The sequence below is a fragment of the Thalassobacillus cyri genome (assembly GCF_900107755.1).
Taxonomy (GTDB): Bacteria; Bacillota; Bacilli; order Bacillales; family Halobacillaceae; genus Thalassobacillus; species Thalassobacillus cyri.
In genome coordinates this window covers 79,940-93,068 of record NZ_FNQR01000003.1, presented here as the reverse complement: position 1 = coordinate 93,068, position 13,129 = coordinate 79,940, and the positions used below count along the sequence as shown (strand labels likewise).

14 protein-coding genes are annotated in these 13,129 nt (G+C 41.5%); 12 read left to right on the top strand and 2 right to left on the bottom strand.

Annotation, left to right across the window (positions count from 1 at the left end; genetic code table 11):
• The first annotated feature begins 165 nt into the window (after positions 1–165).
• The 3 genes from BLV00_RS04595 to BLV00_RS04585 are packed head-to-tail and all read left to right on the top strand — an operon-like array spanning position 166 to position 1,839.
• The gene (locus BLV00_RS04595) at positions 166–645 is read left to right on the top strand and encodes a low molecular weight protein-tyrosine-phosphatase (RefSeq protein ID WP_093042903.1); all 480 of its coding nucleotides are present in this window, start codon (positions 166–168) and stop codon (positions 643–645) included.
• Positions 646–648: 3 nt separating this feature from the next.
• The gene (locus BLV00_RS04590; protein ID WP_093042901.1) at positions 649–981 is read left to right on the top strand and encodes a hypothetical protein; all 333 of its coding nucleotides are present in this window, start codon (positions 649–651) and stop codon (positions 979–981) included.
• Positions 982–1,011: 30 nt separating this feature from the next.
• A complete protein-coding gene (locus BLV00_RS04585; protein WP_093042899.1) occupies positions 1,012–1,839 on the top strand; it encodes a YihY/virulence factor BrkB family protein in 828 nt (275 codons plus the stop codon).
• A 336-nt stretch (positions 1,840–2,175) separates the two neighbouring features.
• Here the strand turns inward: BLV00_RS04585 and BLV00_RS04580 are convergent, their stop codons facing one another.
• Complete coding sequence (locus BLV00_RS04580; RefSeq protein WP_093042897.1) at positions 2,176–4,113, bottom strand: heavy metal translocating P-type ATPase; 1,938 nt, start codon at positions 4,111–4,113, stop codon at positions 2,176–2,178.
• 276 nt (positions 4,114–4,389) lie between these two features.
• On the opposite strand from BLV00_RS04580, the gene BLV00_RS04575 reads away from it, so the two are divergent.
• From BLV00_RS04575 to BLV00_RS04550, 6 genes are all read left to right on the top strand, one after another.
• Positions 4,390–5,268: a transporter substrate-binding domain-containing protein gene (locus BLV00_RS04575; protein ID WP_093042895.1), complete on the top strand. Its 879-nt coding sequence runs from the start codon at positions 4,390–4,392 to the stop codon at positions 5,266–5,268.
• Between the two features lie 10 nt (positions 5,269–5,278).
• Positions 5,279–5,971 (top strand): amino acid ABC transporter permease, encoded by a 693-nt coding sequence (locus tag BLV00_RS04570; protein WP_093042893.1) that lies wholly within the window; start codon positions 5,279–5,281, stop codon positions 5,969–5,971.
• 835 nt (positions 5,972–6,806) lie between these two features.
• Entirely contained in the window at positions 6,807–7,586 is a 780-nt protein-coding gene (locus tag BLV00_RS04565) for a metal ABC transporter ATP-binding protein (RefSeq protein ID WP_093042891.1), read from the top strand.
• Positions 7,579–8,436, top strand: coding sequence for a metal ABC transporter permease (locus tag BLV00_RS04560; protein ID WP_093042889.1), 858 nt, complete (start codon positions 7,579–7,581; stop codon positions 8,434–8,436). Before BLV00_RS04565 ends, BLV00_RS04560 begins: the two co-directional genes overlap by 8 nt.
• The gene (locus BLV00_RS04555) at positions 8,433–8,846 is read left to right on the top strand and encodes a Fur family transcriptional regulator (protein WP_093042887.1); all 414 of its coding nucleotides are present in this window, start codon (positions 8,433–8,435) and stop codon (positions 8,844–8,846) included. Before BLV00_RS04560 ends, BLV00_RS04555 begins: the two co-directional genes overlap by 4 nt.
• A gap of 76 nt (positions 8,847–8,922) precedes the next feature.
• Entirely contained in the window at positions 8,923–9,921 is a 999-nt protein-coding gene (locus BLV00_RS04550; RefSeq protein WP_093042885.1) for a metal ABC transporter solute-binding protein, Zn/Mn family, read from the top strand.
• Positions 9,922–10,013: 92 nt separating this feature from the next.
• On the opposite strand, the gene BLV00_RS04545 is transcribed toward BLV00_RS04550, so the two are convergent.
• Positions 10,014–11,189 (bottom strand): MFS transporter, encoded by a 1,176-nt coding sequence (locus tag BLV00_RS04545; RefSeq protein WP_093042883.1) that lies wholly within the window; start codon positions 11,187–11,189, stop codon positions 10,014–10,016.
• A 161-nt stretch (positions 11,190–11,350) separates the two neighbouring features.
• On the opposite strand from BLV00_RS04545, the gene BLV00_RS04540 reads away from it, so the two are divergent.
• The 3 genes from BLV00_RS04540 to BLV00_RS21870 all read left to right on the top strand — a co-directional run bounded on the left by BLV00_RS04540 (position 11,351) and on the right by BLV00_RS21870 (position 12,961).
• Positions 11,351–11,743 carry an OsmC family protein gene (locus tag BLV00_RS04540; protein WP_093042881.1) on the top strand — a complete coding sequence of 131 codons (393 nt, stop codon included), beginning with the start codon at positions 11,351–11,353 and terminating at the stop codon, positions 11,741–11,743.
• 123 nt (positions 11,744–11,866) lie between these two features.
• Complete coding sequence (locus BLV00_RS04535; protein WP_093042879.1) at positions 11,867–12,655, top strand: YfkD famly protein; 789 nt, start codon at positions 11,867–11,869, stop codon at positions 12,653–12,655.
• A 159-nt stretch (positions 12,656–12,814) separates the two neighbouring features.
• Entirely contained in the window at positions 12,815–12,961 is a 147-nt protein-coding gene (locus BLV00_RS21870; RefSeq protein WP_176791321.1) for an SE1561 family protein, read from the top strand.
• Positions 12,962–13,129: the final 168 nt, after the last annotated feature.

Below are 13,129 nucleotides of genomic sequence, written 5' to 3'. Positions count from 1 at the left end.
TTTTCGTATATATAAAATATTCCGAAAACTTTGGAGAAATGTCAAGCTATTTTGGGTATAATAGTGGATGAGAAAGCGGTTTTTTACCTGTAATATGGGGGTATTGGGCGCTTATATACAATATTTGTGTGCTATAAAATGAAAGGTATTGGGGGAGAAGAAATAATGATAAATGTTTTATTCGTCTGTTTAGGAAATATCTGTCGATCACCGATGGCAGAAGCGATTTTTCGGGATCTTATTAAAAAAGAAGGTTTGGAATCGGAAATAAATGTAGATTCGGCAGGTGTAGGCCATTGGCATGTGGGTGATCTTCCACATGAAGGGACTAGAGGCGTTTTAGAACAGTATGATATTTCTTATGAAGGAATGGCTGCCAGGCAAATTCATGAAAAGGATTGGGACGAGTTTGATTACTTAATTGCCATGGATGCCAAAAATGTTACAGATATGGCGGGTATCCGTAAAAGTGATGAGGTGACCGTAGCCCGACTGCTGGACTTTATTCCGGACTCAGAAGTGAAAGATGTGCCGGACCCATTTTTTACCGGCAATTTTGAGTATGTATATGAACTTGTTTCAACAGGGTGTCGGGAGCTTTTATATAAAATAAAACAAAAGCACCATTTATCAAAGGAGGAATAGGGAATGATGGAAGAGCATAAGTTTTGGAAAGGGGTAATGATCGGCGCTGTTTTAGGAGGTGCTGTGACATTACTGGACAAGCACACAAGGAATTATGTTTGGGACAGCACGAAACAAGCGGGCAGATCTGCCAGGAGTTATTCGTCAAACCCATCGGAAGCAATCCGACAGCTGCGACTCCAATACAATCAATTGACTAATCGTCTTGCAGATGGAGCGAAAGATGTGCTGGAAGTATTGAATAAAGTAGAAGCATTGCTTGATAAGGTAAGCGAATGGGAAAAAGAAATAGAAAAGGATGTTGAAAAAATAGCGGATCACCGGGACATATCATAACAGAGTGTTTATGGTTAGGAGAGGGATATCATGAAGGGTCTATTTAGTATGATAAAAGAGGTAGGTGCAAGCTTCAACAAGGATGATATCAGCGGGATGGCCGCCCAACTGTCCTACTTCTTTTTATTATCATTATTTCCTTTTATGATATTCCTCGTCACTCTTTTAGGTTATATGCGCTTGTCTCAGGAAAGGTTGTTAGTCTTTATTCATACATACGCCCCGCCGGAAACCTACACGCTGATCCAGGAAAACTTGACAGAACTTATGGAAAACCAGAATGGTGGTTTGCTATCAATTGGAATAATTGGTACGTTATGGTCTGCATCAAATGGAGTAAATTCTATTATGCGGGCATTCAATCGTGCTTATGAAGTGGAAGAAAGCCGTTCACCGGTCGTTGGAAGGATCATTGCGATTGTATTGACGGTTTCGATGATCGGGGTCATCGCTGTTGCATTTTTACTCCCTGTCTTCGGGAAAATGATTGGCGTTTATTTGTTTTCTATCTTCGGACTATCGGCAGGTTTTCTCGAACTTTGGAATGCGTTGCGCTGGGTGATATCATCGATTATCTTTTTTGTTGTATTGATGTTTTTATATATGCTGGCACCGAACAAATATATCAAGATTAAACATGCTTTTCCAGGAGCGGTTTTTGCTACCATCGGGTGGCAGATTGTTTCCTTATTATTTTCCTTTTACGTCACCAGTATGGGAAACTACTCAGCTACTTATGGAAGTCTGGGTGGGTTTATTGTCCTGATGATCTGGTTTTATCTGTCAGGGATCATCATTATTTTAGGCGGGGAAATTAATGCGATACTACGCCGGAGAAAACTTGGCATTCATTCCTGAGATAGCCAGGAATAGTTACTGCCAATCGTGTGGAAACTAAGAGCAAATTCGGCAAAGGAGTGGCAGAGTTATGAGTGATAATAAACAAAACCATAATAATAAGAACAATAAAAAACAAAAGAGTGACGCACCAAAGCACAAAACTAGCAGTTCCGCGAATAAGCAGAATAAATTCCATTAAAAGAAGGGCTTCCTAAGAGGGAGCCCTTTATTTTGGCAAGTAGGAAATTGAAATTTTTAAAGTATTATGACAGCCGGGGAATCCATGAGGAGTTCCACCAGCCTCTATACTTCAAAATCCTAACACGCAATTTTTTAAGGAGTAAACTTATTCATTTAGGTTTTCAACAAGCGCAAGCCGTTTAGGATGACGAGTATGGTGCTTCCCTCATGGCCGATGACACCCAAAGGAAGGTCCAATAATTGCAGAAAGTTGGAAATGATAAGGACCATAATCACAAGGATTGAAAAGACAACATTTTGTCTCACGATCTTGTTCATGCGTTCGGAAAGTTTAATGGCATTTGCAATTTTTGGTAAGTCATTTTTCATCAAAACGATGTCTGCTGTTTCTAATGCCACGTCGGTTCCTTCTCCCATGGCGATACCCACGTTCGCCGTCGCAAGAGCAGGAGCATCATTAATTCCATCTCCGACCATCCCGACATTTTCGAAGGTATTACGCAATATCTTCACTTGTTCGACTTTTTCTTCAGGCATACATTCCGCGACGTAATTATCCAGGCCGGCTTCTTTTGCAATTGCTTTAGCGGTCGTTTCGTTATCTCCTGTCAGCATGACTGTGTATATCCCGTGCTTCTGTAATACTTTAATGGCATCTTTTGTTTCTTTACGGACCGTATCCTTCAAAGCGACAACTCCGGCGATTCCTTCATCGTCCCCGATGAATACTACTGTTTTACCTTGCTGTGCCAATGTTTCTAAAACACCATTATGAAATGTTTCTGCCGCATCTTTCCCTAAGAATCCAGGCTTTCCGATTTTCCAGGTAACTTCGTCTACTTCAGCTGTTACACCGTTTCCAGCCAAGTCCTGCATATTTGTAATTTCCATTCTTTCTATGTCTGGAAGGGTATCGGTGTAGTTGACGATTGCCTGAGCCAACGGGTGGTTGGATTCGCGCTCGATGGATGCTAAAACGGATAACACTTTAGCGGATTCCTGATCAGAACGGAAATAGACATCGGTCACTTCCGGCTTTCCTTTTGTTAATGTACCTGTCTTGTCAAAAGCGATCGCTTTCAAGTGGGACAGGTTTTCCAAATGGACACCACCTTTGAATAATACGCCGTTCCGCGCTCCGTTAGAGATAGCAGATAACGTGGCGGGCATGATGGATGCGACCAGCGCACATGGTGAAGCAACCACTAACAAAATCATGGCCCGGTAAATCGTGTCGGTCCAGCTCCAGCCAAATAGAAAGTGTGGCAAAAACATCATTAATGCTACGACAATCAATACGATTTTGACATAAGTACCTTCAAATCGTTCGATGAATAATTGGGAAGGTGACTTCTCACTTTGCGCGGATTGGACAAGCTGGATGATTTTTTGGAATAGGGTTTCATCCGATGGTTTTGTGATTTCTACGGTAATACTGCCATTAATATTCACCGTACCGGCGAAAACTTCCCCGTCTGTTTCTTTTGTTACTGGAACAGATTCCCCGGTGATTGCACTTTCATCCAGGCTCGTTCTACCTTTGATGATTTTGCCATCGGATGGTACACGTTCGCCAGCTTTAATGAGGATATGATCCCCTAGTTGAAGATCCTTTACAGAAATTAGTTCTTCTCTACCGTTACGAAGACGTAAAGCCTCTTCTGGCTGTAAATCCATCAGAGAAGATATTTCTCGCTGACTTTTATTCATGGTATAGGTTTCTAAGGCGCCGCTTAAGGCAAAAATGAAAATTAAAATAGCGCCTTCAGTCCAATAACCAATCATAGCAGAACCGGCTGCAGCAAAAATCATCAGCATTTCCACATTGAGTTCTTTATTCTCAATCGTTTCTTCAATACCTTCTTTTGCCTTTGCGAATCCCCCGATTACGAACGCAGACAGATGAAGCGCTACAAATAACCTATAGCTCATCGAACCTTCAAAGATCCAGGCAGTAATAATAAAGATACCACTAACGATAGCAGCGATAAGTTCGATATGTTCTTTAAATTTCTCCCACCAGATTATTGGTTGTTGTTTATGTGCTGCAGGTACTTGCTTGGTGCTGACGGCACGTGCTTCTGAACTCATATTTCTCAACTCCTTTTTTATAATTGAGAATAGTAATCAACATCATTTAGGTGATTTAAATGATAAAAGCTATCAATTGGGGATTGATAGCAGTGTTCTTAATTAAAATAATTATAATTTAGTACCTGTTATTATCATAGCACATTATTATATATAATCAAGTGAGAATTGATGGGTTTTTTATCCTTTTTTAAACTGTGAGCACGGATAGTTGCAAAGGAAAAGCCTCGTTGCTATATTGGTGAAGTGTGAATTTTAAATAGGAGGAAAATACCCATGAAAAATAAAGGACTCTTTTTTATACTTATGGTAATTAACGCACTCGTGTTAGCAGCATGCGGTTCTGATAACAGCGGACAATCCGGTTCTACAGAATCCTCTGGAAAATCGGATCAGAAATGGACAGAGGTGCAAGAGAAAAAGGAACTTGTTGTCGGTACATCCGGAACACTTTATCCTGCCTCTTTTTACCCGGAAGATTCTGATAAACTGACTGGATATGATGTGGAAATCATGCGTGAAATCGCCGATCGCCTTGGAATGGAAGTTAAGTTTGAAGAATATGGAGTGGATGGCCTTCTGTCCGCTATTAAGAGTGGCCGGGTCGATATGGTTATCAACGATATGGAAGTAACGGAAGAACGTAAGAAACAATTCGCTTTCAGTGATCCTTATAAATATTCTTATTCTACCATGATTGTGCGGGAGGATGGTTTGTCAGGAATAGAAAAACTGGAAGACCTGGAAGGAAAAGTAGCTGGAGGCGGAGCAACGACAGTTTTCGCTGAAATTTCCCGTCATTTCGGGGCAGAAGTGAAAACATATGGCAATGTCACCAATGATGTTTATTTACGTGATGTTGAAAATGGCCGTACAGATTTGATCATCAATGACTACTATCTGCAATCATTAGCATTGAAAGCTTTACCGGAGATTGAGGTAACCCTGCATCCAGATTTGAAGTTTCATCCAACTAACTCAGCAATTGTGATGCCAAAAGAAGCAGATACTTTGAAGCAAAAAGTTAACGAGACATTAAAAGAAATGCGTGAAGATGGCACGTTGACGAAAATCTCTAAAGAATTTTTCGGTGGTAAAGACGCATCCAAGAAGCCGGATGAAGAAATTCGAGAGATCGAAGGCCTGGATTTGTAGGTGAATGACTATGTTCGGCATTGAAATAAAAAAAGTGGATATCGATGAATTGTTCAATGCCCAGCGTGCCTGGGATAACCTGCCGTTTGTACTGCAGGGTGTTCCGTTAACCTTATTAGTAGCTATTCTGGGCATGTTGCTAGGTTTGTTTCTAGGGTTATTCATTGCACTGGCGAGAAGGTCGGATAAGCGGTTGTTACGCTGGCCGGCGAGAGTCTATATCTCGTTCATGCGAGGTACACCCATTTTAGTTTTTTTATTCATCCTTTACTTTGGTCTTCCAGTTGTCGGTATCGAATTGACAGCTACGATGGCTGCTGTTCTTGGTTTCGGATTGAACTCAGCTGCCTATATCGCTGAAATCAACCGTTCCTCTTTAAGCAGTGTCGATAAGGGCCAATGGGAATCAGCACAGGCTCTTGGCTTCGGTTATTGGCAGACGATGCGCCGAATCATTTTGCCCCAGGCTACCAGAATTGCTATCCCGCCATTGACGAACGTCTTCCTTGATTTACTTAAGGCTACGTCGCTTGCTGCGATGATATCTGTACCGGAATTATTCAATAAGGCACAGATTGTGGCGGGCAGAAACTATGATACGATGACCATGTATATTCTGGCTGCATTGATTTATTGGCCGTTGACTATGGTATTCGCTGCCCTGCAGGATTATTTGGAACATCGATATAATAAATATTTGTAAATAAAGAAGCTCTCCTGGACTTTTCCAGAGAGCTTCTTTTTTATTGGGCTTTGCCTTACATGGCGGACCGGATCAGGGGATTATCCTTTTGTTAGGCCTTTGTTAAATCTAATTGTTGATTTTACAGTTAAAGCTCCCTTTCGCTGAAGACTCCGTTTCGAGAGAAACTGTTTCCGTTATAGTGGTGAGCGTTTGGAGGTCCGGGAAATCACTCGCTTTCCGTGGGCATGTGGTGTGCTTCCTCAGGCTTCGCCTTGCGGGCTCTCACCAATCATGTTCATCCCACAGGACTTTGAATAAGCTTCTTGAATTAACACCGCACGAAGAAAATGCGTAGCATTTTCGAGGAGTCTCGCAATTTCCCGGACCTCCTTGCTTTGGTGAGAAAAACGGAAACATAGGTATGCCGTCTTTCAACCATAGGGAGAGCTACACAATAAAAACGTGCTTATCACCTGCATCATAGTTCTATATGACTTGTGGAAGACATCTTCATTTATGGCAGGAGTTCGTATCTCTCATCCTTCGGATAGGGTGGGTGGGAAACTTCGAGACTCCCGCGGGAGAAGGAGCTAGGCAAGACCCCGCAGGAAAGGGAGTAGTTTCCCAGCCATCCCTTACTCTTTTTTGGAAAAGAACACCTTTTACCTTGAAACTGAGTCTTCCATAATCCGGCCCTTTTATTGAATAAGGCTCTTAAGAAAAAGTAACAAAAGTTTAACAGTGTCTTGTTAAAAAAATGTAATAGTAATGATTACGGATTAATCACTTGTATGAGGGGAGTTTACCCGATATAATGTAATTCGTAATCATTATGATTTAAAGAGGGGTTAATATGTATGTGAATAATATTTTAGAATTGAACGATGTGTCATTTAAATATGAAAAAGAAACAGTAGTAAAAGACGTGTCGATGACGATTGAAGAGGGGCAGTTCTTTGGCCTTGTTGGACCGAACGGTTCAGGTAAATCGACCTTGATCAAGTTGATGCTTGGTTTATTAAAGCCGACAAGGGGCAGTATCAAGCTGTTCGGCGAACCGGTTCGAAACTTCAAGCACTGGGAAGATATAGGCTTTGTTTCACAAAAAGCTAACAGCTTCAATTCAGGTTTTCCGGCAACTGTCTTAGAGGTAGTCAAAACAGGCCTTGTCTCGAAAACGGGACTGTTCCGTTTTTATAATAAGAAGGACCGGGAAAAAGCAATGCAAGCTCTGAAGACAGTCGAAATGGAAGCATACTTTGATTACAATATCGGCGAGCTTTCCGGTGGTCAGCAGCAACGCGTATTTATTGCCCGTGCACTCGTCAGTGACCCAAAGTTTTTAATCCTGGATGAACCGACAGTCGGTGTCGATGCCAAACACGTAGCTGACTTTTATCAGCTGCTTCGTAAATTGAATCGGGAAGAAGGCATCACCTTGCTGATGGTTTCGCATGATATTGGCACCATTACAGAGCACGCCAGTCATGTCGTATGTATGAACAAAACGATTCACTTTCATGGGGCGTCTCATGAATATAAAGCTTTTTCCAATGAAGACCTCAGTCAACTTTATGGTCATCCGGTTCAACAGCTGACCCATAATCATGGGGAGGTGGAGAACAATGATTGAAAGCTTTATGACCTATGAATTTCTTCAGAACGCTGCCCTTGCCGGAATCATGATCGGATTTGTAGCCCCGCTGCTTGGTGTATTCATTGTGGTGCGGCGGTTGTCACTGATTGCAGATGCCTTGTCCCATATTACCCTGACAGGAATTGCGGCAAGTCTATTATTAGAAAAACGAGTCAGCGCCATCAACGATTGGAATCCAGTATATATGGGGATGGCTTTTTCTGTTGCCGGGGCTGTTCTGATTGAAAAACTGAGAAAAGTTTATAAACATTACGAAGAGCTGGCTATCCCAATTATTCTATCTGGAGGGATCGGGCTTGGAGTTATTCTAATTTCTCTGGCAGATGGTTTTAATACCGATCTATTCAGTTATTTATTCGGAAGTGTCACAGCAGTCAGCCGCTCGAATATGCTGACCGTTTTAGTGATTACGATCCTTGTTCTGGCAATTGTCCTTTTATTTTATAAAGAGTTGTTTGTGCTTTCTTTTGATGAAGACCATGCATCGGTGTCCGGGGTGAATGGCAAGATGATTCATTTGTTGTTTATCGTGATGGTAGCCTTAGTAATTGCTTCGGCAATGCAGATTGTAGGTATCTTGCTTGTATCAGCACTGATGACGCTGCCAGTAGCAGCCGCATTACGGATTGCTAAAAGTTTCAAGCAGACAATAGGATTGTCGATTTTTTTTGGGGAGCTTTCGGTCATCATAGGGTTGATTACTTCTTACCAATTAAGTGTACCGCCAGGCGGTACGATTGTGGTGACAGCCATTCTTATTTTAATAATGGCGATTACGTATCGGAAAGTTTCGACTCAATTTTCATTAAAGGGTGAAACATTATGAATATAGAAAAAGCAATTAACAAACTGAAGGAAAAAGGGTATAAGCGTACAAAGCAGCGGAAGCGGATTCTGGAGATTTTTGCTGAACAGGATCAAGGTTATATCCCCGCGAAGACGATGCTAAAAGAAATCCAGAAGGACTTTCCTGGGGTAAGCTATGATACGATCTACCGGAATTTATATTTGCTTGCAGATGAGCATGTCCTTGAATCGACAGAGCTGGAAGGGGAAAAGCATTTCCGTTTTCATTGTGATACCCATGGGCATCATCATCATTTTATCTGTACAGCGTGCGGGAAAACTAAAGCAGTAGAATTTTGCCCGATGGATAAAATAAGACAAAGCCTGGATGGTTATGCGGTTGATGACCATAAATTTGAAATCTATGGCAAGTGTCCAGGATGTTTATAGGATAGGCGTATCTGAGTAAGGTACGCTTATCTTTCTCTGCAATTTTATTTAGAGTGAGAAGAAGGAGGATAAGAGGATGAATAAGTACTTATTATTTATATTTATTTTAACCGCTGTTTCGTTAGCTGCATGTGGAAATGACGATAGCAGCTCTAGTAAAAAAGAAAACCAACCACTTACGATATATACGACTGTCTACCCTTTGATGGACTTTACTGAAAAAATTGGGGGCGAGCATGTAGAAGCGGACACCATCCTTCCTCCTGGTGCAGATTCCCATACATTTGAGCCGGATACGAAACAGATGATCGATGTAGCAGAAGCAGATGGCTTTCTATACAGCAGCAAGGAATTTGAGTCCTATGCAGGAAAGATTTCTGCTGCTGTTGAAGCGGAAGATGTAAAGATTTTAGAAGCAGCTGAAGGAATCAATTTAGAGTCACATGTCCATCAACAGGACGAAGGGGCACACGAAGATGAGAAAGATCATAAGGAAGATGGACATGACGATGAAGAGGAGGGGCACGACAGTACTGACAGTCATGAGCATGGAGACCATGATCCGCATGTCTGGCTCGATCCTGTCCGTTCAATTCAGCTTGCTGAAAACATCACAGACTTTCTAATAGACCTTAAACCACAAGAGAAAGAGACTTTCGAGGCGAATTTTGAGAACCTTAAGAAAGAGTTACAAGCTTTAGATACTGCATTCCATGAAGAACTTGAAACACTGCCGCAAAATAAAATCATCGTTTCGCATGCTGCCTATGGCTACTGGGAACAAGCGTATGGACTGGAACAAATCGCGGTCAGTGGTTTAAGTCCTACCGAAGAGCCATCACAAAAACAGTTAGAACAAATTATTGAAACAGCGGAAGCGAATGATCTGAAATATGTTCTGTTTGAACAGAATGTCACACCCAAGATAGCAGAAGTGGTACAAAAAGAAATCAACGGAGAAGCCCTTCGGCTTCATAATCTATCCGTTTTAACAGAAGAAGATATCGAAAATCGAGAAGACTACTTTAGCTTAATGAACCAAAACCTTGAAGTATTGAAAAAAGCATTGCAATAATAAAATGACTCCCGCCACATTTAGTAATTCAGATAACTTAAAGATACACCGCACGAAGGAAATGCATTGGCATTTCCTTTTTGTGTTTTTGTTTAGGTGTTTGATTGGGCGCTATTGATGCCGGGCTCTGCTTTGAAAATATTAGCCATAAGAACTATTGCCAGCAGGGCAACAATAACATAAAAGAATGATATGTTTGGAAATAAATCAATGAATGAGCCACTTAAAAAAGGTCCACTGATACTGCCGACACTGAAGGCTATCCCACACATGATATTTCCAGCTGGCAGCAGTGATTTTGGTAGGATATCCGTCATATAAGACAATCCCAGCGAATAAAGAGACCCGACACACAGTCCGGCAAATGCGAAGAGGACGAACAGCCACAAAGCGGAACTCTCGAATAAGGCTGCAAGAATGAAAGCGGCCATTCCTCCGGAAACAACGATGGAGATCACTTTCTTACGGCCGATTTTATCGCTCCATATTCCTAAAGGTATTTGAGACAACATACTTGCTGCCGCAAAAAAAGGTATGATCAATGACAGGATATTCACATCATGACCGATCCGCATGCCATATACGGGAAAGATACCATGTAGGGTTGCTTCCAGGAAACCATAAGTAAGCGGTGGCAGAAAAGCGATCCATGCCAATTTGATTGCTTGTCCGAATCTGTTCATTGAGCTGGACATATCAATGGTTTGATGATCTTTATCCGGCATGTCGTTTCTTACCCAGAACATCGCCGACCATACGATAATGCTTAATAGTGATGATAACAGGAATGGTAAATACATATGGACGGATAATAAGTTCGTCATCAATGGTCCGAGTGTGAAGCCTGCGCTGAAGAATAATCCATAGTATGCGATACTTTTTCCTCTCGTTTCTGGAGAAGAAGTGGAGGTGATCCACGTCTGCGTTCCAAAGTGGAGCATATGATCTCCGATACCGATTGTCATCCGCAAAATGAACCAAAACCATAGCGCCTGCCAGAAAGGGAATAATGCCATGGAAATGAATACTAAAGCCCCTCCAAGCAGGATTATCGGTTTATAACCGGTTTTTTGCATCGGTTTTTCCATGAATGGTGAAGCGATCAGGACGCCTATGTATAACCCTGTGGCATGAAGGCCGTTGATAGCGGAAGATATTCCATTTTGTTCTAAAATGACAGCAAGTAATGGAAGCAGCATTCCCTGGGAAAAGCCTGAAATTGCTACTAATGCTACGAGGATTTTAAAGCGTGTTTTTGCTGTAACCAACCTTCCCCCTCCTTTGCTTTCTCCTGGAAAAAATCTCTTTCATCCTATCGGAGAACGAAGGGAATGGCAAGAAATACGTTAGTAATTGAGACAAAACATGTTAATACCTGTTCGTGTTCTGTTAGAATAGGTAAAAGAGAAATTGGAAGGAGTGGTGTTTGGTGGAATTTTTTATGAGAGAGAATGGCATCCGTACCCAGCTTGAATATGGAGAGTTGAACATCTCAAGCAATGAAGATTTCGGATTTCGCCCATACCAATTGATGGTTTCCTCAATTGTTGGGTGCAGTGTAGGAGTTTATCGCAAAATCTTAGATAAACAACGTGTGCAATATGAAGATATCAAGGTTACGGTCGATGTCACCCGTAATCCGGACAAAGCCAACCGCATTGAAAAAGTGGCCATTCACTACATGGTCAAAGGCTATCATTTAAACCAGGATAAGCTGCAAAAAAACCTGGAAGTTGCCCGCAATAATTGTTCCATGGTACAGTCCGTCAAAGACAGTATTGAAGTGGAAGAGTCTGTTGAATATTTAGAGCTTAGTATGTAAATTATTCCTATAAAGCGTGTACCTTGTTGATGGGGCGCGCTTTTTCATTTTCAGATGATTTACGTGATGCATAAAATGCCCTTCAAATCAAAAGCTAACAAAAAAAGAAAGGGGCTCCATCACATGCGAAAATGGATGCTGTCCATCATGGCATTATTATTGGTGCTTTCTGCAGTCGAGCCGACGATTCTTTCTGCGGAAGAAAAGAAAGAAGAGGGAAGACTGCCTAGTCATGTTTTAAATATATCGAAGGACAATACCTATCCCAATTCGACCGAGGATCAGGTTGTACTTGAACCAAGTGAATTAACGGGCGAACTAATTGAAGAATCTAAAGTGAAAATCACCAATCCCCAATTGATTGAATTGTTGAATGAAACAAGCTTGAGACCTTCTCCATTAGCAATCGGCTACCGAGGCGAGGTTTATTTAGGAAAATGGCCATTGAATTATACTTCTAAGGAAACAAGCATCAATTGGGAATACCAGCACATCAACACAAATGAATTGAACAATCAAGCAAGCCAAACCACAGAAAAAATGAATTATCTGCAAAAGGAAGAAAAGCATATCAAAGGCGGTTTGACAGCCAAAATTGACGCACCTGACCAGGTAAAGCGGATGCTTCTCCTGGAAGCGCAGAATAATACCAACTTGCCGCTATCTTTTCATACTGTCGTAGGAAGTGGTACGAAACAGCAGAACTCTTATGCCGTCCCGGTTAAAAAAATTGGTGTCCTGCAAGCTTATGCACCAGCAGTCAATGAAAAAGGCACCGTTGCCTTCGGGGAAGTATATATCCAACTGAAGGGATCAAAAAAAGAATTGGTAGTTAAAAACATTAAAAAGCAGGGTATCGGAGCATGGATACCGATCCAGGACCATGTATCTTATTCCTTCCAGCTTAAATAATAATAAAGTTCACGCCTGCTCCGGATTACTGGAATAGGCGTATTTTAATATTTATTATTTTCCCTAACATAGACAAACCCGATGTTTTCTACTATGATAATGCTTGGTATCATCAGAAAAACGTCATTCAAGGAACACAACTGAAAAAGGAGTATATGCATGGCTCAAGAAGAGAAACTGCAAGACCTTAAACTACGATTAGCAGCATTCATGTCCCGGCTTGAGGAAATGGAGCCGGAGGAAACATCAGTCCAGGACATCGACCAGCTCATTCATATGCTGGAAGAATTAGAAAAAAAGATGTAGCTTCAGAAGACAAACCGCACTGTTCTCCAAAACGTGCGGTTTTTAATAGTTTAGATATTTTTATTTATAAAAGACTGTGAGGCAACGGTTCGCTTTCCCCCTATATTGGGCATGCTTTGAAAAAATTGGGGGTTGATTTTTTTTAGCCGATTCTTTATCATGGTAAAT

Bases quoted from the DNA above. Each gene is read 5' to 3' on its own strand.
- BLV00_RS04580 (WP_093042897.1), bottom strand. From the start codon at position 4,113: ATGAGTTCAGAAGCACGTGCCGTCAGCACCAAGCAAGTACCTGCAGCA.
- BLV00_RS04565 (WP_093042891.1), top strand. From the start codon at position 6,807: ATGTATGTGAATAATATTTTAGAATTGAACGATGTGTCATTTAAATAT.
- BLV00_RS04595 (WP_093042903.1), top strand. From the start codon at position 166: ATGATAAATGTTTTATTCGTCTGTTTAGGAAATATCTGTCGATCACCG.
- BLV00_RS21870 (WP_176791321.1), top strand. From the start codon at position 12,815: ATGGCTCAAGAAGAGAAACTGCAAGACCTTAAACTACGATTAGCAGCA.
- BLV00_RS04575 (WP_093042895.1), top strand. From the start codon at position 4,390: ATGAAAAATAAAGGACTCTTTTTTATACTTATGGTAATTAACGCACTC.
- BLV00_RS04585 (WP_093042899.1), top strand. From the start codon at position 1,012: ATGAAGGGTCTATTTAGTATGATAAAAGAGGTAGGTGCAAGCTTCAAC.
- BLV00_RS04590 (WP_093042901.1), top strand. From the start codon at position 649: ATGATGGAAGAGCATAAGTTTTGGAAAGGGGTAATGATCGGCGCTGTT.
- BLV00_RS04550 (WP_093042885.1), top strand. From the start codon at position 8,923: ATGAATAAGTACTTATTATTTATATTTATTTTAACCGCTGTTTCGTTA.
- BLV00_RS04555 (WP_093042887.1), top strand. From the start codon at position 8,433: ATGAATATAGAAAAAGCAATTAACAAACTGAAGGAAAAAGGGTATAAG.
- BLV00_RS04570 (WP_093042893.1), top strand. From the start codon at position 5,279: ATGTTCGGCATTGAAATAAAAAAAGTGGATATCGATGAATTGTTCAAT.
- BLV00_RS04560 (WP_093042889.1), top strand. From the start codon at position 7,579: ATGATTGAAAGCTTTATGACCTATGAATTTCTTCAGAACGCTGCCCTT.
- BLV00_RS04535 (WP_093042879.1), top strand. From the start codon at position 11,867: ATGCGAAAATGGATGCTGTCCATCATGGCATTATTATTGGTGCTTTCT.